Annotated in this window: 18 protein-coding genes and 1 tRNA gene; 14 read left to right on the forward strand and 5 right to left on the reverse strand. The window is 63.6% G+C overall.

The annotated features are described in order from the left end of the window. Positions 1 to 35 precede the first annotated feature (35 nt). The 3 genes from OYT13_RS08830 to OYT13_RS08840 all read right to left on the reverse strand — a co-directional run bounded on the left by OYT13_RS08830 (position 36) and on the right by OYT13_RS08840 (position 1929). Positions 36 to 530, reverse strand: a complete 495-nt coding sequence (locus tag OYT13_RS08830) for a peptidylprolyl isomerase (RefSeq protein WP_017234700.1) — start codon at positions 528 to 530, stop codon at positions 36 to 38. 44 nt (positions 531 to 574) lie between these two features. Then, positions 575 to 1153 (reverse strand): peptidylprolyl isomerase, encoded by a 579-nt coding sequence (locus OYT13_RS08835; protein WP_026132098.1) that lies wholly within the window; start codon positions 1151 to 1153, stop codon positions 575 to 577. A 71-nt stretch (positions 1154 to 1224) separates the two neighbouring features. Next, positions 1225 to 1929, reverse strand: a complete 705-nt coding sequence (locus tag OYT13_RS08840; RefSeq protein ID WP_261938756.1) for a tetratricopeptide repeat protein — start codon at positions 1927 to 1929, stop codon at positions 1225 to 1227. Between the two features lie 270 nt (positions 1930 to 2199). Between OYT13_RS08840 and cysS the strand changes: the two genes are divergently transcribed. The 8 genes from cysS (at position 2200) to OYT13_RS08880 (ending at position 11115) form a co-directional block, all read left to right on the forward strand. Then, complete coding sequence (cysS, locus tag OYT13_RS08845; protein ID WP_017234702.1) at positions 2200 to 3603, forward strand: cysteine--tRNA ligase; 1404 nt, start codon at positions 2200 to 2202, stop codon at positions 3601 to 3603. A 354-nt stretch (positions 3604 to 3957) separates the two neighbouring features. Continuing rightward, entirely contained in the window at positions 3958 to 4833 is an 876-nt protein-coding gene (locus OYT13_RS08850) for a DNA-3-methyladenine glycosylase family protein (protein ID WP_026132099.1), read from the forward strand. 155 nt (positions 4834 to 4988) lie between these two features. Then, complete coding sequence (locus OYT13_RS08855) at positions 4989 to 5957, forward strand: acetyl-CoA carboxylase carboxyltransferase subunit alpha (protein WP_017234704.1); 969 nt, start codon at positions 4989 to 4991, stop codon at positions 5955 to 5957. A gap of 49 nt (positions 5958 to 6006) precedes the next feature. Next, entirely contained in the window at positions 6007 to 7521 is a 1515-nt protein-coding gene (tilS, locus tag OYT13_RS08860; RefSeq protein ID WP_268567603.1) for a tRNA lysidine(34) synthetase TilS, read from the forward strand. 197 nt (positions 7522 to 7718) lie between these two features. Next, entirely contained in the window at positions 7719 to 8969 is a 1251-nt protein-coding gene (locus OYT13_RS08865) for an aspartate kinase (RefSeq protein WP_268567604.1), read from the forward strand. A gap of 223 nt (positions 8970 to 9192) precedes the next feature. Next, positions 9193 to 9286: transfer RNA gene (locus OYT13_RS08870), tRNA-Ser, on the forward strand. A 121-nt stretch (positions 9287 to 9407) separates the two neighbouring features. Further along, the gene (locus OYT13_RS08875; protein WP_017234707.1) at positions 9408 to 9749 is read left to right on the forward strand and encodes an FKBP-type peptidyl-prolyl cis-trans isomerase; all 342 of its coding nucleotides are present in this window, start codon (positions 9408 to 9410) and stop codon (positions 9747 to 9749) included. A 133-nt stretch (positions 9750 to 9882) separates the two neighbouring features. Next, positions 9883 to 11115: an MFS transporter gene (locus OYT13_RS08880; protein WP_150563017.1), complete on the forward strand. Its 1233-nt coding sequence runs from the start codon at positions 9883 to 9885 to the stop codon at positions 11113 to 11115. A 60-nt stretch (positions 11116 to 11175) separates the two neighbouring features. On the opposite strand, the gene OYT13_RS08885 is transcribed toward OYT13_RS08880, so the two are convergent. Further along, the gene (locus tag OYT13_RS08885; RefSeq protein ID WP_254440954.1) at positions 11176 to 12024 is read right to left on the reverse strand and encodes an aspartyl/asparaginyl beta-hydroxylase domain-containing protein; all 849 of its coding nucleotides are present in this window, start codon (positions 12022 to 12024) and stop codon (positions 11176 to 11178) included. A 224-nt stretch (positions 12025 to 12248) separates the two neighbouring features. Between OYT13_RS08885 and OYT13_RS08890 the strand changes: the two genes are divergently transcribed. The 5 genes from OYT13_RS08890 (at position 12249) to OYT13_RS08910 (ending at position 19077) form a co-directional block, all read left to right on the forward strand. Then, positions 12249 to 14273 (forward strand): extracellular solute-binding protein, encoded by a 2025-nt coding sequence (locus tag OYT13_RS08890; RefSeq protein ID WP_369751595.1) that lies wholly within the window; start codon positions 12249 to 12251, stop codon positions 14271 to 14273. Between the two features lie 41 nt (positions 14274 to 14314). Continuing rightward, positions 14315 to 15370, forward strand: a complete 1056-nt coding sequence (locus OYT13_RS08895; RefSeq protein ID WP_017234711.1) for a microcin C ABC transporter permease YejB — start codon at positions 14315 to 14317, stop codon at positions 15368 to 15370. Position 15371: 1 nt separating this feature from the next. Continuing rightward, complete coding sequence (locus tag OYT13_RS08900; RefSeq protein WP_026132100.1) at positions 15372 to 16466, forward strand: ABC transporter permease; 1095 nt, start codon at positions 15372 to 15374, stop codon at positions 16464 to 16466. Beyond that, positions 16463 to 18058 (forward strand): ABC transporter ATP-binding protein, encoded by a 1596-nt coding sequence (locus tag OYT13_RS08905; RefSeq protein ID WP_268567605.1) that lies wholly within the window; start codon positions 16463 to 16465, stop codon positions 18056 to 18058. Before OYT13_RS08900 ends, OYT13_RS08905 begins: the two co-directional genes overlap by 4 nt. Before the next feature lie 311 nt (positions 18059 to 18369). Beyond that, positions 18370 to 19077, forward strand: a complete 708-nt coding sequence (locus tag OYT13_RS08910) for a C40 family peptidase (protein ID WP_150551515.1) — start codon at positions 18370 to 18372, stop codon at positions 19075 to 19077. A gap of 141 nt (positions 19078 to 19218) precedes the next feature. On the opposite strand, the gene OYT13_RS08915 is transcribed toward OYT13_RS08910, so the two are convergent. Beyond that, complete coding sequence (locus OYT13_RS08915) at positions 19219 to 20169, reverse strand: patatin-like phospholipase family protein (protein WP_268567868.1); 951 nt, start codon at positions 20167 to 20169, stop codon at positions 19219 to 19221. Positions 20170 to 20766: 597 nt separating this feature from the next. On the opposite strand from OYT13_RS08915, the gene OYT13_RS08920 reads away from it, so the two are divergent. Further along, the gene (locus OYT13_RS08920) at positions 20767 to 21822 is read left to right on the forward strand and encodes an extracellular solute-binding protein (RefSeq protein WP_442796467.1); all 1056 of its coding nucleotides are present in this window, start codon (positions 20767 to 20769) and stop codon (positions 21820 to 21822) included. The last annotated feature ends 95 nt before the right edge of the window (positions 21823 to 21917 follow it).

A 21917-nucleotide genomic window follows, 5' to 3' on the forward strand; every position in this document is an offset into this window, starting at 1 on the left:
CTGGCATCGAGAGGCTGCGTTGGCGGTGGACGCGCTTACGCGACGATCACGGCCTTCTCGATGACGACGTCGTCCACCGGCACGTCCTGGTGGAAGCCCTTCGAGCCGGTCTTCACGCCCTTGATCTGATCGACGATGTCCTGGCCTTCGACGACCTTGCCGAACACGGCGTAGCCCCAGCCTTGCGGCGTCGGTGCGCTGTGGTTCAGAAAGTCGTTATCGCTGACGTTGATGAAGAACTGCGCCGTGGCCGAATGCGGATCGTTCGTGCGGGCCATGGCCAGCGTGTACTTGACATTCTTCAGGCCGTTGTTGGCTTCGTTCTCGATCGGCGCCTCGGTGGGCTTTTGCTTCATGCCCGGCTCGAAGCCGCCGCCCTGGATCATGAAGCCATTGATCACGCGGTGGAACACCGTGTTGTCATAGAAGCCGTTCTTGACGTAGTTCAGGAAGTTCTCGACCGACTTCGGCGCCTTGTCGGCGTCGAGTTCGATGCGAATGACGCCGTGATTCGTGTGCAGTTCAACCATGATGCTTTCCTTCAGATGAAATGGTCCCGTTGGGCCGGAGAATGTCAGCGCTTGACGACGCTGGCCGATTCGATCACGACGGGCGTGGCCGGCACGTCTTGGTACATGCCCTTGCGGGTCGTGGCAACGCCCTTGATTTTCTCGACGGTATCCATGCCGGATACCACCTTGCCGAAGACCGCGTAGCCGTAGCCGTCCGGGTTGGGGTAGTCCAGTGACGCATTATCCTTCACATTGATGAAGAATTGCGCGGTCGCGGAGTTCGGGTTCGACGTCCGGGCCATCGCGATGGCGCCGGTCACGTTCTTCAGGCCGTTCTGCGATTCGATGGGGATCGGCGCGCGAGTGGGCTTTTCATTCATCTCCGGCGTGAAACCGCCGCCCTGGATCATGAAGTTGCCAATCACGCGATGGAAGATCGTGCCGTTATAGAAACCGCTGTTGACGTACTGAAGGAAGTTCTCGACCGTTTTCGGCGCGGCCTTCGGGTTGAGTTCGACGACGAAGTTGCCGGCCGACGTTTTGAACAACACTTGCGGCTGGACGTCCTGCGCGAACGCACTCAGGCTCGTCCCCGACAGGGCGGCCGCAGCGAGTGCGCCGCCGAGCAGCGCGCGACGCAGGCGATTCGGAAAATTCATGCATGTCTCCGTAGGCAATGAGGGATCGATTCTTGGGACGACGGGGGCGGGGTTTAGTTGCCCGACTTGCCGACGCTCTTGAGCGCGGCGTCGTCGCCAGACTTGGGCGCTGACGGGGTCTGGCTCACGGGCGCGGCGCGCTGCGGGGCGAGCATGTTGGACAGGATTTTTTCGCGGTTCGACACGCGCGCGGTCGGTGCGAGCTTGAGCGATTTCTGATACGCCTGCTGCGCGAGCTTGGCGTAGATGTCGCCGAGATTCGCATACGCCACGGCGAAACTCGGGTTGTTGCGAATCGCGCTCTCGAGGGCCGCGCGTGCCTTGTCGTACTCACCGACCTGCGCGTAGAGCGCCGCGAGGTTGTTGAACGGCTCGGGCAGTTCCGGGAAGTCTTGCGTGAGCGCGGTGAAGGCGTCGATGGCTTCGGCGTTGCGGCCCATTTCCATGAGCACGCGCCCGCGTGTGAAGCGCACCTGCGCGTCGCGCGGATATTGCTTGAGGTGTTCGTCGGCTTTCGCGAGCGCGTCGTTGAACTTGCCTGCGGCGACCAGTTTGTCGATGGCCGACTCGCTGGCCTGCTGCGGTGTTTGCAGCGGTGCGGGCGGCGGCGGATCGATGATGGCCTGTGCCCCGGCGGGGAGCGAGAACAACGTGCCCGCGAGGCCGAGGGTAACGCCGGCAAGCGCCAGCGCGCGGGCGCTGCGAGCGGCAGCGGCGACCGGGCGGTGTGCGCGGAGCAGGCGCGTTGCGGGAGACAAAAGTGACCGGCTTCGTTGCGTCATAGTGGGTGCTTGGGATACCTGAGAGGTGCGCAAGAGATGCTATACTCGGCCGCATTCTAACAAAACACCTGCGCCCGGCCCGCGCCATTTATTGTTATGGCGGTGGATACGGTTCGCAGGTTCGTTTTTTCTACCGCACGGCGCGCAGCCCGCCTCGCGATGTCGCCCCCGTCACGTCGTGTGTGATGGCGCCGGAGACATCGTCGCAGCGCCCGGCGCTGGTGCCGCCCGGTCAAGCGCTTATCTATGGATTCACTGCGTGTCTACAACTCGCTCGCGCGAGACAAACAGCCGTTCGTATCTCTCGTTCCCGGCGAAGTCCGCATGTATGTTTGCGGGATGACGGTGTACGACTACTGTCACATCGGCCATGCGCGCGTCATGGTGGTGTTCGATATGGTGCAACGTTGGCTGCGAACGCTCGGCTACCGCGTGACCTACGTGCGCAACATTACCGATATCGACGACAAGATCATCAAGCGTGCTGTCGAGAACGGTGAAACGATGCGCGAATTGACGACGCGCTTCATTGCCGCCATGCACGAAGATGCCGATGCGCTTGGTGTGCAGCGTCCCGATCACGAGCCGCGTGCCACCGACTTCATTCCACAGATGGTCGACATGATCGGCACGCTGCAACGCAACGGTTACGCCTATCAGGCCGACGACGGCGACGTGAATTATGCCGTGCGCAAGTTCGCCAGCTACGGACAACTCTCGGGCAAGTCCATCGAAGATCTGCGCGCTGGCGAGCGGGTTGCCGCCAATGCCGCGAAGCAGGATCCGCTCGATTTCGTGCTGTGGAAGCGCGCCAAGGAGACCGAGCCCGACGAGTCGAAGTGGGCCTCGCCGTGGGGCGCGGGCCGTCCGGGCTGGCACATCGAGTGCTCGGCGATGAGCTGCCAGTTGCTCGGCAATCACTTCGACCTTCACGGCGGCGGGGCGGATCTGCAGTTCCCGCACCACGAGAACGAAATCGCCCAGAGCGAGGGCGCGACGGGCGAAACGTTCGTGAACTACTGGATGCACAACGGTTTCGTGCGTGTGGACAACGAGAAGATGTCCAAGTCGCTTGGCAACTTCTTCACGATTCGCGAAGTGCTCGCGAAGTTCGACGCGGAAGTCGTGCGCTTTTTCATTCTGCGCGCGCAATACCGCAGCCCGCTCAATTACAGCGATGCGCATCTCGACGACGCGCGTGGCGGTCTGACGCGACTGTATACAGCGCTTAAGGATGCGACGGGCGACGGCGCGCCACTCGACTGGAACGAGCCGTTCGCGCAGCGTTTCGCCGCGGCGATGAACGACGACTTCAATACGGCCGTGGCGATCGCCGTGCTGTTCGATCTCGCTGGAGAAATCAACAAGCAGCGCGATCCGGTGCTCGTGCGTCAGTTGCAGGGGCTCGCCGCTACGCTTGGCCTGCTTGGCCGCGATCCGCAATCGTTCCTGCAAGGGGCGGCGGGGAGCGACTCGGCCGGCGACGACGACGCCTTGCGCACGTCGGTCGAGGCGCGCATCGAAGCCCGTGCACAAGCCAAGCGCGAACGCAATTTCGCCGAGGCCGATCGTATTCGCGCCGAACTGCTGGCCGAAGGGATCGTGCTGGAAGACCGTCCCGGAGGCGCCACCGAATGGCGTCGTGCCTGAGCGCGACGCATCGAGGCAAATTTCATGGTGACTCGTAACTCCGTGGCCGCTAAGGTGGCGACCAAAACTGCCGCAGCGAAGGGCGCGAAGGGGGCCGTGAAGGCCACCAGATCGGTCGCGCCGACCGACGATGGCGAACGCCGTGCGCCGGCCAAGGCGGCTGGAAAGCGCGCGACGACGAACGTCAAGTCGGGTCGCAAGACCGCGACGGGTAACGCGGCGGCGAAGCCAACGCAGGCCGGCGCCGCCCGCAAGGCCGCGCCGCCGCCGGCGCAAAAAACCGCAAAGCAGGTTGCGCAAAAGGTCGCCAGAAAAGTCGCAGAGAAGGGCGTAGAAAAGCGCGTACAAAAGCGCGTGCAAAAAAGCGCGGAAAAGTCTGCAACGCCGGTCACCGACAAGGTCGCAAAAAAGGCCGCACCGAAGGCTGGAACGAAGGTCGCGCGCAAGGCGCCGGTGAAGACCGTGCCGTCGACGCCCGACGACGCGCGCCGGGTCATCGCCAAGCGCGATGGCGAGACGCGTATCGTGACGCCCGAGATCGAGCGCATCGACCACGACATCGTCGAGCAGGTCGTGACAGGCGTGGTGCCGCTACCGGTCGCGGCGGGGGCGACGCGCCCGCTCTACTGGGATCAGGCCTGCGCCGACCTCATGAAGCGCGACCGTATTCTCAAGAAGTTGATCCCTCAATTTGGTCCGGCCCATCTGACCGGGCGCGGCGAGCCGTTCGTTACGCTGGCGCGCTCGATCGTCGGTCAGCAGATTTCGGTGAAGGCCGCGCAGGCCGTGTGGGATCGCGTGCAGGCCACCTGTCCGAAGCTCACGCCAGCGCAGTTCATCAAGGTAGGGCACGATGCGCTCGCCGGTTGCGGGCTGTCGCGCCGCAAGGCCGAGTACATTCTCGACCTGGCAACGCACTTCAAATCCGGCGCGCTACACGTCGACGCCTGGGCCAGCATGGACGACGAGGCGGTCATTGCGGAGTTGACCGGCATTCGCGGCATCGGTCGCTGGACCGCCGAAATGTTCCTGATGTTCAACCTGTTGCGCCCCGACGTCCTGCCGCTCGACGATGTCGGGCTGATCAACGCCATCAGCGTCAATTATTTCAGCGGGGAGCCCGTCACACGCAGCGAAGCGCGTGAAGTGGCCGCCAATTGGGAGCCGTGGCGCTCCGTCGCCACCTGGTATATGTGGAGAAGCCTCGAACCGGTGCCCGTCGAATACTGAAAGTTCAGTCAAAGACGTATAATCCGCGTCCATCCCATCGCATCCAGTCATTATTGACGTCTATTATGGATTGAGTGGCAATGAAAGTTGTCTATCTCGACCGGGTAGACGTTGCCGGCGGTACAATACGCTGCCGCATTTCCGGGGGAAGCCTGATGAAGAACACCTTTTTGGATTTTGAACAGCCCATCGCCGAACTCGAAGCGAAGATTGAAGAGCTGCGCTTCGTGCAAGACGATTCAGCCGTCGACATTTCCGAAGAGATCGAGCGCCTCTCGAAGAAGAGCCAGCAGCTCACCAAGGACATCTATACGAACCTGTCGCCGTGGCAGGTTTCGCAAATTTCGCGTCATCCGCAGCGGCCCTACACGCTCGACTACGTTCGCGACATCTTTACCGATTTCCATGAATTGCATGGCGATCGCTCGTTCTCGGACGATCTGGCCATCGTGGGGGGCATGGCGCGTTTCAACGGCCAGGCCTGCATGGTGATCGGTCATCAGAAGGGGCGTGACACGAAGGAGCGTGCGCTGCGCAACTTCGGCATGCCGCGTCCCGAGGGCTATCGCAAGGCCATGCGCCTGATGAAGCTCGCCGAGAAATTCGGTCTGCCGATCTTCACGTTCGTCGACACGCCGGGCGCCTACCCGGGCATCGACGCCGAAGAGCGCGGCCAGTCCGAAGCCATCGGTCACAACCTGTTCGTCATGGCCGAACTCAAGACGCCGATCATCACCACGATCATCGGTGAGGGCGGCTCGGGCGGCGCACTCGCCGTGGCGGTGGCCGACACGGTCATGATGCTGCAGTTCTCGACGTATTCGGTGATTTCGCCGGAAGGTTGCGCGTCGATCCTGTGGAAGAGCGCGGCCAAGGCGCCCGAGGCGGCCGAGGCGCTGGGTCTGACGGCGCACCGCCTCAAGGCGCTGGGCCTGATCGACAAGATCATCAACGAACCGCTGGGCGGCGCGCATCGCGACCCGCTCGGTATGGCCGGCATGCTCAAGCGTGCGCTGGCCGATTCGCTGCGCCAGTTCCAGGGCAACAGCCACAAGGAACTGCTCGAGCGCCGCTTCGAGCGCCTGATGAGCTATGGCAAGTACAAGGAAGCGGTCGCGAAGTAACGCGGCTGCCACGGCGTCGTCGCCCGTGGTGGCGATGACACCTGATCCCATGCCTCATCACGATGCTTCCGCTGCCGCGTGCGCTTCTGCCCGAAGCGACGCGGCAGTTGTCCATGTGGACGTCGCGCTGCGCCTCGCCCTGGCGACGCACGCGACGCCGCACCTCGCGTCAGCCCCTCCCTCCCACGGCACCCCGCCTCTGGCCGTCGCGCTGAGCGGCGGACTCGACTCGATGGTGCTGCTCGATGCGCTGGCGCATTGGGTTCAGGCGCGTCGAGACGCGGGCGAGGCGATCGCACCACCGCTGGCCATCCACATCCATCACGGACTGTCCACGCACGCCGACGCGTGGCTCGCCGCGTGCGAGCGCGAGGCGCGTCTGCGCGGTTTTGGGTTCGAGGCGCAACGGGTGAGTGTGCAGCGCGACGCCCGGCAGGGCATCGAGGGCGCGGCGCGTGCGGCGCGCTATCAAGCGCTGGCGGCGTGCTGCGACGCACATGGTGTGGGCTGGCTGTTGAGCGCTCACCACGCGAACGATCAGGCCGAGACCGTGCTGTTGCAGATGCTGCGCGGTGCGGGGTTGCCCGGCGTGGCGGCAATGGGCGTGGAGGGGGTGTTGCCGGTCGCGGCAGGCGAGCCGAGTCGTGCACGGCTGCTGCGGCCGTTGCTCGACGTCTCGCGTGAGACGTTGCTGGCGTATGCAAGGGCGCGCTCGCTGTCGTGGGTCGAGGATCCGTCGAACGACGATCGCCACTACTTGCGCAACGCACTGCGTCACGATGTCATGCCCGCCATCGCGGCCCACGTGCCTGCGTATCGGGAAACATTGGCGCGGTTTGCGCGTCATGCCGCGCAAGCGCAATCGCTGCTTGATCAGCTCGCGCAGACGGATTTCGACATGGCCTGCGTGATCCAGGCGTCTGGCGACGAGTGTTTGCAGCGCAGTCGATTGCAGGCGCTGGACACGCCACGACTGGCGAACCTTCTGCGGTATTGGGCGGCGCGTCGCGGATTGGCGATGCCGCCCGAAGCGCGGCTGGACGAATGGGTGCGACAGATTCGCGACGCGCACGACGACGCATCGCTCGAATTGCCGCATGGCGGCGCGGTCTTGCGTCTGTATCGCGACGCCTTGCAATGGACCGCGGCGTACGACGTGGCCCACCACGACGAAGGGGCCTCCGATGTCGTATTGCGATGGTCGGGCGAGCGCGAATGGTCGTTGCCGCAATGGCAGGGAAGCATTGTGTTCGTGCCGGTCGCCGAGGGCGAGGCGGACGAGGGGGGCGAGGCATCCATCGACGAGCGCTTGCTACGCGCGCGGCCGCTCGTGGCGAGGGCGCGCGCGGGTGGGGAGCGATGGCGCGAACACGCGCACGGTCATTCGCGTTCGCTGAAGCACTGGTATCAAAGCCGCGGCGTCGCGGCGTGGTTGCGTCATGTGCCGATCGTCTGGCAGGGACGCGACATCGTGTTCGTGCCGCGCCTGGGGATCGACGGGGCGGCACAAACCGGTGAGTATCGCGGTGCGCGCTGGCGGATGATGTGGCGCGACGAAGCGTAAGCGACCGAAAACAGCACAATCTGCTGTCGAATGCGGCGCGCTGCGTCCTGGGCAGTGCAATCTGCGCCAGACTGGCTCAGGCGCGATACATTCGTGCGATAATCAAAAGTTCCGCGAATCGAAACGCTACCGATACCCTTCGGCGGGTCTCCGTGCGTGATTCATAAACGGTTTCAAATCAATGTGTTAGCAATGTTATGGCTCTGATCGTACACAAATACGGCGGCACGTCGATGGGCTCGGTGGAGCGCATCAAGAATGTCGCCAAGCGCGTGGCCAAGTGGCACAAGGCCGGTTACAAGATGGTGGTGGTGCCGTCGGCCATGTCTGGCGAGACCAATCGTCTGCTGGGGTTGGCCAAGGAGATTTCGGCCCATCCCGATCCGCGCGAACTCGACGCCATTGCCGCCACGGGCGAGCAAGTGAGCGTTGGCCTGCTGGCGATGGCGCTCAAGGAAGCGGGCGTCGATGCCGTGAGCTATGCCGGCTGGCAAGTACCGATCAAGACCGACAGCGCCTTCACCAAAGCTCGTATTTCGGAGATCGACGACGCGCGCGTGATGGCCGATCTCAATGCCGGCCGCGTGGTCGTCATCACGGGTTTCCAGGGGATCGATCCGAACGGCAACGTGACCACGCTGGGTCGCGGTGGCTCGGACACCTCGGCGGTGGCGGTGGCCGCTGCGCTCAAGGCCGATGAGTGCCTGATCTACACCGACGTCGATGGCGTGTACACGACCGACCCGCGCGTGGTCGACGACGCGCGTCGCCTCGACAAGGTCACCTTCGAAGAGATGCTGGAAATGGCCAGTCTCGGCTCGAAGGTGCTGCAGATCCGTTCGGTGGAATTTGCCGGCAAGTACCAGGTCAAGACGCGCGTGCTCTCGAGCTTGACCGACCCGATGATCGCGCTCGACGAAGAAGCGCGCTCGGGCACGCTGATTACTTTTGAGGAAGACGAACAAATGGAAAAGGCCATCATCTCGGGTATCGCATTCCAGCGCGACGAGGCCAAGATCACTGTGCGCGGCGTGCCGGATCGTCCGGGCATCGCCTACCAGATCCTTGGTCCGATCGCCGACGCGAACATCGATGTCGACATGATCATCCAGAACCTGAGCATCGAGGGGAAGACCGACTTCACGTTCACCGTGCCGCGCGGCGACTACCAGCGTGCCATGACGCTGCTGCAAAAGGACGTGCAGGGCCACATCGGTGCCGCCGAAGTCGTGGGCGACCCGAAGGTCTCGAAGGTGTCGATCGTGGGCGTGGGCATGCGCTCGCACGTCGGTATCGCCAGCAAGGCGTTCCGCACGCTGTCGGAAGAGGGCATCAACATTCAGTTGATCTCGACGTCCGAAATCAAGATCTCCGTGCTGATCGACGAGAAGTACATGGAACTGGCCGTGCGCGCGCTGCACAAGGCGTTCGAACTCGACCAGGCCTGAGCGTCGTTGACGGCACCCGGTGTGCCGCATGCGCGCAAGAGGCATGCGGCGCGACGCGCGATTTTCGCGCGGCAGTGCGGGGAATGTTCCCCAAGCGTGTCGAAGGCATGACACATGCGCAAATTTTGTTGGTTTTCGATGCGCATAATGTTTGACGACATCGCGAACAGTAGGTAATATCACGCCTTCGTTACATCACCTCCCTGATGTGACGGCAAGTTTGGGAGACGTGGCCGAGAGGTCGAAGGCACTCCCCTGCTAAGGGAGCATCTGGGCCAAAACCTGGATCGAGGGTTCGAATCCCTCCGTCTCCGCCAAGTCGCCTTGGCGGAACACCCCCGGCTCTTCGCGGAGAGCCGGGGGTTTTTTCTTTCCCGAGTTCGCGCGTTGGCGATACCTCGCGCGTCGATACTCTTTCTGTTTCGAGCGAGGACAACGATGTCGATCATCACTACCGATTCCGGCCTGCAATACGACGATCTGCAAGTGGGCGATGGCGCCGAAGCCACGCCGGGTCAGACCGTCACCGTGCACTACACGGGCTGGCTGACCGATGGCAAGAAATTCGATTCCAGCAAGGACCGCAACGACCCGTTCGCCTTCGTGCTCGGCGGTGGCATGGTCATTCGCGGCTGGGATGAAGGCGTTGCCGGCATGAAGGTCGGCGGCAAGCGCAAGCTGGTCATTCCGCCCGAACTGGGCTATGGCGCACGCGGCGCCGGCGGTGTGATTCCGCCCAACGCCACGCTGGTCTTCGAGGTCGAACTTCTGGACGTCTGAGCGATCGAAAGCCGTCACCAAGCGGCATCATCGATGCAAACGACACCCCCGGTGCCTCGCAGGTACCGGGGGTGTTGTCTTTTTACGTGGGCCTTCGCCATGCGCGATGGCTGAACAAAGGAGCCTTCTTTAGGTGTCTCACCCCACCCTGTCTGTTTCCCGATTCTGGTTTCCGTTCTCGCTCGTGCTCTTCGAGTTTGCCGTCTATATCTCGAATGACATGATCATGCCCGGCATGCCGATGGTCACGCGCGAATTCGGGGCGTCGGCGGACATGACCACGCTGGCGCTCACTGCGGCCATGCTCGGCAACGCCAGCCTGCAATGGCTGCTCGGACCGCTCGCCGATCGCTTCGGACGCCGTCGCGTGCTGCTCGGCGGTCTCGTGATGTTCATCGTCGCCTGTCTGGCCACGCACTACGTGCAGACGATGCCGCAGTTCATTGCGCTGCGCTTCCTCCAGGGCATGGGGTGCTGCTTCGTGCTGACGGTGGGCTATCCGACCGTGCACGAAGCGTTCGACGAGAAGACGGCGGTGCGTGTCATGGCGCTCATGGCGAACGTTTCGCTGCTCTCGCCGTTGTTCGGTCCGCTCGCGGGTGCGGCCGTGGTGTCGTACTGGCCATGGCGCAGCATCTTCTGGCTCATCGCCATCGTGGCGGTGTTTTCGTTCGTGGGGCTGTATCGCACCATGCCGGAACTGTCGCGCCATGATCGCACGGCGCTGAACGCGAAGCAGCTCTGGACGGGCTACAAGCTGCCGCTCTCGAGCGCGCGGTTCTGGCGCGGTGCCGTGCTCACGGGGCTTGCCATCACGCCGCTGCTGACATGGATCGCCCTCGGCCCGGTGTTCCTGATCGAGCGCGCCGGTTTGTCGCAGATGCAATACGCGTTGCTGCAAGTGCCGGTCTTCGCGGCGCTGATTCTCGGCAATGTGTTGCTCGCGCGTCAGGTCGGGCGCTGGTCGAATGGCCGATTGCTGGCGACGGGCGTGGCGGCGATGCTGATTGGCGCGGCGGTGTCGCTCATCGGTACGGCGATTCTAGCGCCGGGCTATCCGGCCCTTCTCGTTGGCACGTCGTTGCATGCGTTCGGCATGGGCCTGTGTTACGGGGTGGTGTATCGGCAGTCGTTGTTCGCTGTCGAGAGTCCCAATCGTGCGACGGTGGCCGGCATGCTCAGCATGATCACCATCGTTGTGGCCGTGGCCGTGATCGAGACGATGAAGGTGGCGTACCTCCACTTCGGCGATGCCGCGCTCGGCATCGGCGCGATGATGGCGGCGGCGCTGGTCGCGGTGCTTGCGGCGAACTTCGTCCCACCGCCCGCGCAGGACGCGCTCGCGCAGCCCGGCCGGCCTTCGTAGGTCCGGCTACCCCACTGAAACGCCAGCGAAAACGTCGCTGGCGTTTTTTTATGCGTCGCGTCAGCCGTGTGCGTGGTCGTCGGCCACGGCCTTCGTGGTCGGCGAGTCCGCATTCTCAGGGGGCGTTGCCGGGTTGGCGGCCGGCGCGGGCGCCGCGTAATAATCGCGCTCCCACTGTTCGTGATTTGCCTTCGCCTGCTGCAACTCCGGCGTGAGCGGCGCGAAGGCCAGCAGCAACTTGTTGAGCCACGATACCGGGACTTTGCATGGGCGCTCGAAGTCGACGAACAGCACCACGCGTGTCTCGGGCGTATCGTTGTGCACCTGATGGGGATAGGCGTCGTCGAAGATCACGGCGCGGTTCGCTTGCCAGGCGTAACGCTGAGCGTCGACTTCGATCCAGCAGTGCTCCCGCTCGCGCGGCACCTTCAGTGCAAGATGCAGGCGCAGCACCCCGTTGTAAGGACCTCGATGCAGCGGGATCTGCTTGCCCGGCGCGAGGATCGAGAAGAACGCGGTGCGCAACCCGGGAATGCCGTCGAGGGCGGCCGCGGTGGCCGGGCAGCGCGCGAGATTGCGCTCGGCGCGCATGCCGTAGCCGAGAAACACGAAGGTCTGCCACTGATGATCCTGCGTGATGGTGGCGACGTCGGGCGAGATTTCGTGAAACGCCGGCAAACGCCCGGGCGTGGCGAGGACGGCGTCGAGTTCCGCGGCGATGGCCGGCGCCTGCGCTTCGAGGGCTTCGACCCACGGGAACTGCGCGTTGTCGAAAATGGGTCGGTCGCCGACCAATGACCCACGCGCAATACGACGTTGCGCCGCTTCCACGCATTGAAAGAAAAATCGGGCGAGCCAGCGAGGCAGGGTACGGTTGGGGTTCTGCGCGGGCGATCGTGTAGCACTCAACGTCGGCCTCCAGGGCGGAAACAGGGGAACCGGGCCGGCGAGATTGTGTCTTTCAGTGCGGTAACCGCCGGGCTTTTGGGTACAATTGTCGCGCGGTCCGGCCATGTCGCCAAGCCTCGTGCGGGAATTGTGCGTGGCGGCACAGGGATGCGCCATGACGAGATGTTACGCGCCGTTATGCCATGTCGCCAAACACGGTGGCGGGGCGAAGGGGAGGGGGCTGGATGCGTCCGGGCCCCGGCAGGCTGGTGCTGGCCGACCAACACAGGAGACGCATGAAAGCGCCCACTTCACGGCACCCATACACAACACGCGGCTCGCTCAGTCGCTTCGTGACTTCTCTGGTCCGCGTGCTGACCGTCGTTCCCACCCTCGTTCCGGCGCTCGCCGTCGCCCTGTTGCTGGCGCCGTCGGCGCAGGCGAAGTACGCCATTGCCCAATACGGCGAACCGAAGTATCCGCAAGGGTTCACACACTTCGACTACGTCAATCCCGATGCGCCGCGTGGCGGCACGCTGACGCTGGCGAACCCCGACCGCCGCACCAGCTTCGACAAGTTCAATCCATTCACGCTGCGCGGCACGTCGGCCCCGGGCGTGCTCGGCCTCATGTTCGAGACGCTCGGCATTGGCAGCGCCGACGAACCTGCCACCGTCTACGGCCTGCTCGCCGACGACATCGCGGTGGCCCCCGATGGCGCGTCAGTCACGTTCCACCTCAATCCGGCCGCACGCTTCAACAACGGCGACGCGGTGACGGCGCAAGACGTCAAGTATTCGTTCGATACGCTGATGAGCCCGCAGGCCTCGCCGGGCTTCAAGGTGATGTTCGCGGACGTGAAAAGTGTGAGCGTGCTCGACGCGCGTCGTGTGCGCTTCGACTTCCGTCGCGTGAGTCCCGACCTGCCGCTGCTCGTGGCAACGGTGCCGGTGTTTTCGCCCAAGTGGGGGGCCGGCGCGAACGGCAAGCGCAAGGCCTTCGACGCGCTGACGTTCGAGACGCCCATCGCCAGTGGTCCGTATCTCATCGAGTCGTATGACGGCGGAAGGCGCATCACCTTCCGGCGCAACCCTGAGTACTGGGGCAACGCGTTGCCCGTGCGACGCGGCACCTATAACTTCGAGCGCATCGTCTACAAGCTGTACTCCGACGACATCGTGCGGCTCGAAGGCTTCAAGGCGGGCGAGTTCGACGCCATTACCGAATACCGTGCGAGAAGCTGGGTGCGCAGCTATGTGGGGAAGCGCTTTCGCGATGGCGAACTGATCAAGCGTGAGTTCGCGCATCACAACACGGCGGGCATGCAAGGCTTCATCCTGAACCTGCGACGCGACAAATTTCGCGATGTGCGCGTGCGCCGGGCGCTGGATCTTGCGCTCGATTATCAGTGGCTTAACCGTCAGCTGTTCTACAACCAGTATCAGCGCATCGACAGCTATTTCACCAACAGCGATCTCGCCGCACGCGGCCTGCCGAGCGAGGCGGAGCGCAAGCTGCTCGAACCGCTGCGCAAATCGCTCGATCCGGCCGTGTTCGGGCCAATGGTCGTGCAGCCGACGACGACCCCGCCCGCCAGTCTGCGTGAGAACCTGCGCCAGGCGCGCGAGCTGTTGGCGCAGGCTGGCTGGACCTATCGCGACGGTGCACTGCGTAACGCGAAAGGCGAGCCGTTCGTCTTCGAGTTTCTAGATGATGGCGGTGCGATGGGGCCGGTCGCCTCGGCTTACGCACGCAACCTCGCCAAGCTGGGTATTACGCTGAACTTTCGCACGAGCGACTTCGCGTTGTATCAGAAGCGTCTGGAGGCGTTCGACTTCGACATGATTTCGCTGCGCTATCCCGACTCGCAGATTCCCGGCACCGAATTGCTCGACCGCTTTGGCAGCCACTCGGCCGACGTGGAAGGCTCCGATAACGCCATCGGTCTGAAAGATCCGGCCGTCGATGCGCTCATGGCCGATCTCGTGCGTGCGCATACCTACGACGACCTCGTGGCCGCGGCGCGCGCGCTCGACCGCGTGCTGATGCATGGCTACTACATCGTGCCGCACTGGTTCTCGTCGACGCACCGCATGGCCTACAAGCAGTATCTGCACTTCCCGGACAGGTTGCCGAAGTACTACACCGCCGAAGGCTGGCTCGTGTCGACGTGGTGGGATTCGCGTGTGGGGCAGACGCAGGCGCAGGCGGCGACGCCCGGGGCGTCGATGTCCGCTGCGCCATCTCCGGCGTCCGCCGCGTCCCGATAGCACGTCACCGAGTCAGGAACCGACAGGAGCTGCCCCCAACCATGTGGTCCTACATTCTCAAACGCCTGCTGATCATGATCCCGACGCTGCTCGGTGTGATCACGCTGACCTTCGTGGTCATCCAATTTGTGCCCGGTGGTCCGGTCGAGCAGGTCATGCTCGAACTCAAGGGACGCGGTGGCGGCGGGGAAGCGAGCGGTGGCGGCGCCGCGAGCGACTATCGCGGACGGCGCGGCATCGACCCGCAACAACTGGCCCAGATCAAGGCGTTGTACGGGTTCGACAAGACGCCGGCGCAGCGTTACTGGCTCATGCTCAAGCGCTTCGCGAAATTCGATCTCGGCCAGAGTTACTTCCATCACCAGAGCGTGTGGTCGCTGATCGTCTCGAAGTTGCCCGTATCGATCTCCCTGGGCCTGTGGACGTTTTTCCTCACATACCTGATATCGGTGCCGTTGGGTATCGCCAAGGCGGTGCGTAACGGTTCCCGATTCGACACGCTCACGAGTCTGGTGGTGCTCGTCGGCTACGCGATCCCGGGCTTCGTGCTCGGGGTGTTGCTGCTGGTGCTCTTCGGCGGCGGCACGTTCTGGCAGTTGTTCCCGTTGCGCGAACTCGTCTCCGATAATTGGAGCGATTTATCGTGGCCGGCGAAGATCACCGACTACCTGTGGCACATCACGCTGCCGGTGACGGCGTCGGTCGTGGGGAGTTTCGCGGTCGTCACGATGCTCACGAAGAACGCGTTCCTCGACGAAATTCGCCGCCAGTACGTGCTCACCGCGCGCGCCAAGGGACTCTCCGAGCGCAAGGTGCTGTTCAAGCACATCTTTCGCAACGCGTTGATTCCGCTGATCACTGGTTTCCCATCGGCCTTCATTGGCGCGTTCTTCGCGGGCAGCCTGCTGATCGAGACGCTGTTCTCGCTCGATGGGCTGGGGCGTCTCTCGTACGAATCGGTGCAGCGGCGCGACTATCCGGTCGTGCTCGGCTCGTTGTATCTGTTCACGCTCATTGGCCTGGTGACCAAGCTCATCTCCGACCTGTGCTACGTCCTGGTCGACCCGCGTATTCAATTCGATCGACTGGAGCACTGACGTGACCCGATCCGCCACGCCATCGCCACGCCCGTCGTCGTTCGCCCCATCGCGTTCGCCGCGTTGGCGTGTCTGGCGGCGCTTTCGCAATCAGCGACTGGGGTATTGGAGTCTCGTCGTGTTCGTCGTGTTGTTCGGCATCAGTCTCTTTGCCGAGGTGATCGCCAACGACAAGCCGTGGGTCGTTCGCTACGAAGGGCACTGGTATTTCCCACTTGTGGAGACCTATCCCGAGTTGACCTTCGGCGGCGATTTTCCGACGCCGACCGATTACCTCGACCCGTTCATCGAGAAGCGCATCCGCGCGGGCGATAACTTCGCGATCTATCCGCCGGTGCGTTACCACTACGACACCATCAACTATTTCTCGACCACGCCCAATCCCGCGCCGCCGTCGTCGGAGAACTGGCTGGGCACGGACGATCGCGGCAGAGACGTGTTCTCACGGTTGCTCTATGGGTTCCGCCTGTCGGTGATCTTCGCGCTGGCGCTGACGGTCTCCGGCACGCTGCTCGGGGTGCTGGCCGGCGCCGTGCAGGGTTTCTACGGTGGGCGCATCGACCTGACGCTGCAGCGCCTGATCGAAATCTGGGGCTCGTTGCCGGAGCTGTACCTGCTCATCATTTTTGCGTCGATCTTCGAGCCTCATCTGTGGCTGCTTTTCGTGCTGCTCTCGCTGTTCGGCTGGATCGGCTTGTCCGACTACGTGCGCGCCGAGTTCCTGCGCAATCGTCAGCTCGATTACGTTCGCGCTGCGCGGGCGATGGGACTCTCGAACTGGCAGATCATCCGGCGTCACGTGCTGCCCAACAGCATGACGCCGGTCATCACGTTCCTGCCGTTCCGCATGAGCGGCGCGATTCTTGCGCTGACGAGTCTCGACTTCCTGGGCCTCGGCGTGCCGCCGCCGACGCCCAGCCTGGGCGAGTTGCTCAATCAAGGCAAGGCGAATCTCGATGCATGGTGGATTTCGCTGGCCACGTTCGTGGTGCTCGTGCTCACGCTGTTGCTGCTCACGTTCATGGGCGACGCCTTGCGCAATGCGCTCGACACACGTGTCGCGGACAAGCAGGCCGCCGCCGGGGGGGCAATGTGAGCGCGCCGCTACTCAGTATCGAAAACCTGTCGGTGTACTTCGGCGACACCGAAGCCGTGAAGGACGTGAGTCTTGCCATTGGGCGGGGCGAGCGCGTCGCGCTGGTCGGCGAGTCGGGCTCCGGCAAGAGCGTGACGGCGTTGGCCATCCTGCGCCTGCTGCAGGACGCGCAGGTACAGGGACGGATCATGCTCGACGGCGTCGACCTGGCCGGCATGAGCGAGCGCGAGATGCGAGGTATCCGCGGCAACGACGTCGCCATGATTTTTCAGGAGCCGATGACCGCGCTCAATCCGCTTTATTCGATCGGCGACCAGATTGCCGAGGCGCTTGAGCTGCACGAAGGGCTTTTTGCCAAGGAGGCGAAGGCGCGCGCGGTGGAGCTGCTGCGCCGCACGGGCATTCCCGAGCCAGAGCGCCGTGTGTCGCACTTCCCGCACGAGCTGTCAGGCGGGCAACGCCAGCGTGCCATGATCGCCATGGCGCTCGCGTGCCGGCCCAAGTTGCTGCTGGCCGACGAGCCGACCACGGCGCTCGACGTCACCATTCGTGCCCAGATCGTTGAACTATTGCTCGCGCTGCAACGCGAAGCCGCCGAGACGCGTGGCATGGCGGTGCTGCTCATCACGCACGATCTGAATCTGGTGCGGCGTTTCGCGCAACGCGTCGCGGTGATGGAGAAAGGCGTTCTCGTCGAATGTGCGGACACCGAGACGCTCTTCACCGATCCGCAACATCCGTACACGCGCAAGCTGCTCGATAGTCGTCCGCAGCGGGAGATTCATCCGGTGTTGCCCATTGCGCCGGTGTTGCTCGAGGCGCGCGGGATCGCGGTCGACTACCCGACCTCGCAGCCCGGCATGCGCGGCTGGTTTCAACGCGGACGATTCCGCGCGGTGCATCCGGTCGATCTGGCATTGCGCCAGGGCGAGACGTTGGGCGTGGTGGGCGAGTCGGGCTCCGGCAAATCGACGCTCGCGATGGCGTTGCTGGGACTTCAGCGCACGAGTGCCGGGCAGGTCGAATTCCAGGGCGAGCCGCTCGCCGCCTATCGTGGCAAGGCGCAGCGCACGCTGCGCTCTCGCATGCAGATCGTGTTCCAGGACCCGTTCGGCTCGTTGTCGCCGCGCATGACGATCGAAGAGATCGTGGGCGAGGGGCTCGCGCTGCATCGGCCGCAACAGACGGAAGACGAGCGACGAGCCCGTGTGGCGGACGTGTTGCGCGAGGTGGGAATCGATGCGCGTGCCATGTCGCGCTATCCGCACGAGTTCTCGGGCGGTCAACGTCAGCGCATTGCGATTGCGCGCGCGCTCGTGGTCGATCCGCAGGTGATCGTGCTCGACGAACCGACCAGCGCGCTCGACGTGTCCATTCAACAGCAAGTGCTCCATTTGCTCGCGCAGTTGCAGATCAAGTACAACCTGAGCTACCTCTTCATCAGTCACGATCTGGCCGTCATGCGTGCGATGGCACATCGTGTTCTGGTCTTCAAGGACGGGCGACTGGTCGAGCAGGGGGACACGGAGTCGGTATTTTTCGATCCGCAAAACGATTACACGAGAACGCTGATCGCGGCGGCCATGGGGTAGGGCCTCATGACGCCCCGGTGAAATATCATGCAACGTCGCGGAACATCGGCTAAATCGCAAGGGCTTGATTGCTAATGAAAATTTTCCGATTGCACTGATTGTTTTTTTCTATTACCTTTTGACATCATGTGACGTTCACATTACTATCGCGTACCAATTAAGTTGAATATTCAACGAGTTAACAGTCAGTCAAGACGACAGGTTCGGCGGTGGGTCAGCCGGGCGTAACTCGAAGGCGTTCGACACGGCAGCATCCTGTTGCACCTGACGAGCTACTCATCGGCCATCCGACACACTCAACCCGGCGACTAATGCAGACGATCCCTCCGCGCATCCGCAAGACACTCCTTCTCGCGTTCACTGCCGCTGGCCTCGTTACCGCCTCGTTGTCGGCGCAGGCCGACGACTACAACAACGGTCCGACCGCGGCCGCCCGAGCGGCCGCTGCCACCCTCCAGGCCGGCGGTAGTTTCAGCGCTGCCCAGAGCGCGGCGACCACCGTCGCGGCATCCGATGTGCCGCAAGCGCCTGTCGAAGAATCGCGTGTGCAACGTGCGCAGAAGCTGCTCTCGAACGTGACCGACAAGGCCTCGGACGTGGTGTTGGGCGCGTTGAACTACATCGGCGTGCGCTACAAGTACGGTGGCAATACGCCGGACAGCGGTCTGGATTGCAGCGGCTTCGTGCGTTACGTGTTCCAGGACACGCTCAACTTCATGCTGCCGCGCCGCGCGGAAGAAATGAGCCAGGTGGGCGAGCGTATCGCCAAGACCGATCTGAAGCCGGGCGATCTGGTGTTCTTCAATACGATGCGTAGAAGCTTCTCGCACGTCGGCATCTATATTGGCGGCGACAAGTTCGTGCATGCGCCGGCCACCGGCGGCAAGATTCGTGTGGAAGACCTGCGTGAGTCGTACTGGTCGGCCCGCTACAACGGCGCCCGCCGTGTCGAAACGCTCAAGGCCAGCGCCGAACTGACGCGCGTCGAGCAGCTCTTCAAGAACGACCACCCGATGTAAGCGTTTGATGTCCGCGGCGTTGTTGGCGGATATCCAGACGAGACGACAAAACGAAATGCCGCCCAGTGGGCGGCATTTCGTTTTTCAGGGGTTGGATTGCGGCGCTCGTCAGAGCGCTTGGCGTGCCCGGTGCGGCTTCGCTCAGCGCGAGGCTTGCGGCATGCCGCGCGTGGCTTCCGTCTGCGCTTCAGCCAGCTTGCGCTGGATCTGCGGCCACATCGCGGCAACCGCTTCTTCGCCAGCCAGGATGGCGCGATTGCGGCCCTGGAAGTCCGAGGCCCCCATCTTTGCCAGCGACGGACGAATCACCACGTCCGCATTCTTCTCCAACTCGTACTGCTTGATCGACTGTCCCATGATCGTGAACGTCTGCATGAGGATGTCGAACTGGCCTTGCGTGGCCTGTGCGGTCGGGTTGGCCGAAATGTCGACGGCAATCACGAAGTCGGCCCCCATCTGACGGGCGTATTCGGCGGGCACCGGCGCGACCAGGCCGCCATCGACGTAATCGCGCGTGCCGATATGCACGGGCTCGAACACGCCTGGCACGCTGCTCGACGCGCGTACGGCCTGTCCGGTATTGCCGCGGCGGAAAAGGATCGGTGCGCCGCTCTGCAAGTCGGTGGCCACGATGCCCAACTGGCGCGGCATCTGCTCGATCGGGCGATCCTTGAGGATCTTGTTGACGTAGGACTGGAGGGCTTCGCCGCGCAGCATGCCGCGAGAGCGGAATGGCATCGTCCAGTCGCTGATGGATGCTTCATCCATCGTCGACGCCAGGCGGTTGAGCTGGAAGCCGTTCAGACCGGAGGCGTACATCGCGCCGACGACGCTCCCCGCACTGGTGCCGACCACGATATCCGCGTGTATGCCACGGGCCTCCAGCGCCTTGATGACGCCCACATGCGCGAATCCGCGCGCAGCGCCGCCGCCGAGCGCAAGCCCGATCTTCAGCGGACGGACCACCTTCGGCGGCGCCGCCGGGGTGGCGGGTACCGTCGGTGTCTGCGCGGTCGACGACGTGCTGTCGGCAGAGGTCACGGGCGCATTGCCCCCCGGCGCGCTCGCGCACCCGGCCAACACGGCGGCCATGGCGAGTGCGCTCAAGGCCGTGCGGGGTGAGGCGGCGAGCGGGACGCGCGCGCTGGCGAGGAAGGGCAGGAAGGGACGCAAAAGAGGAAGCAAAAGCGAGTGCGAGTGGGGCCGCGCAAGGGCGGGGGCGCCGTGGGCTGTCGGTGTGACAGGGCGGCGTAGTTTTCGAATCGACGACAACAAAGGGAAACTCCGGCAGGGCAGGACAAACGCGCGTGGCGCCTTCGATCAGAGGGGGATGGCAGGCGACTGACGCGCGTCGACGCGCAATTTTACGGCGGTTGGAGCCGCCCGGGCGCAATTCGGTTCACTTTTCGAGGACATCGTCGAGAGGCGCGCACCTGACCGGAACCTTTGACGGGGTGCTTCGTCTTATCAGCCGCAACCGACGGAGCGCGCCAAGTTCGGGTGCCTTCTGCTTCGCAGGCGCGGCGGCCTTGGCGATTCGCCGACCGCACCACCGCCCCTCCGCGCATCCCCCTGCACGGTTCCCATAATGAAGATGTGAATTAATGATAATGGGAATCATTTGCAATATTGGGCATGATTCATTATCCTGTTCCTCTCTACGAAACCACGACAGCGGGGGAATGGCCCATGAAGGCGAAGACGATCGGCAAACTGGCGCGACTGACGGTACTCGGCACGTTGATGGGCGCGACACTCGGCGCGCAGGCCGACACCGGTGGCGTGCTGAACTTGTATTCGGCGCGTCATTACCAGACCGACGAACAGCTTTTCGGTGAGTTCACACGACAGACCGGCATCAAGATCAATCGGATCGAAGCGGACGACGCGGCGCTACTGGAGCGGTTGAAGAGCGAGGGGGCGAAGAGTCCGGCGGACGTCATTCTGATGGTCGACGCGGCGCGTCTGGCGAAGGCCGACGAGGCAGGGCTGTTCCAGCCGACCCGGTCGACGACGCTCGATGCGCGCATTCCAGCCAAGCTGCACGCCGCGGGCACGACGGCCGGCACGGACTGGTACGGCTTTTCGACGCGGGCGCGCGTGATTGTCTACAACAAGGACAAGGTCGACCCGAAGACGGTGCAGACCTACACCTCGCTGGCCGATCCGTCGCACAAGGGTCAAGTCTGCACCCGGTCGGGCTCGCATCCGTACATGCTCTCGCTGGTGGGCGCGCTGATCGCGCGTGAAGGCGCGCCGGCGACGCAGAAATGGGCCGAAGGCATGGTGGCGAACTTTGCGCGTGCACCGCGCGGGGGAGATACCGACCAGATCAAGGCGGTGGCGACAGGGGAGTGCAGCGTGGCGCTCGCGAACTCTTACTATTACGTGCGCATGGCGCGTTCGGAGAGGCCTGAGGACAAAGCGCTGATGGCCAAGGTGGGGTTGATCTGGCCGGATCAGGCGGGCAAGGGCACCCACGTGAATGTGGCGGGGGCGGGCATTGCCAAGCATGCACCGAACCATGCCAACGCCGTGAAGTTCCTGGAATATCTCGCGAGCGACGACGCGCAGCGGTACTTCGCGAACGGCAACAACGAGTGGCCCGCCGTGCCGACGACTCGCGTCGACAACCCCGCACTCGCCGCGCTGGGCTCATTCAAGGCGGAAGACGTGCCCATCGGCACCATCGCGAAAAGCCTGCCGGAAGCGCAGCGTATTCTCGATCGAGCGGGCTATAAATAAACCGACGCCTGATCGCGGGGGCGCGATGCCCCCGCGATCATCGGCGTGGATGCTGTCAATCGACAAAGGGCACCGGGAAATCCCGGTGCCCTTTG

The sequence above is a fragment of the Pandoraea sp. XJJ-1 genome, assembly GCF_026802345.1.
Taxonomy (GTDB): domain Bacteria; phylum Pseudomonadota; class Gammaproteobacteria; order Burkholderiales; family Burkholderiaceae; genus Pandoraea; species Pandoraea cepalis.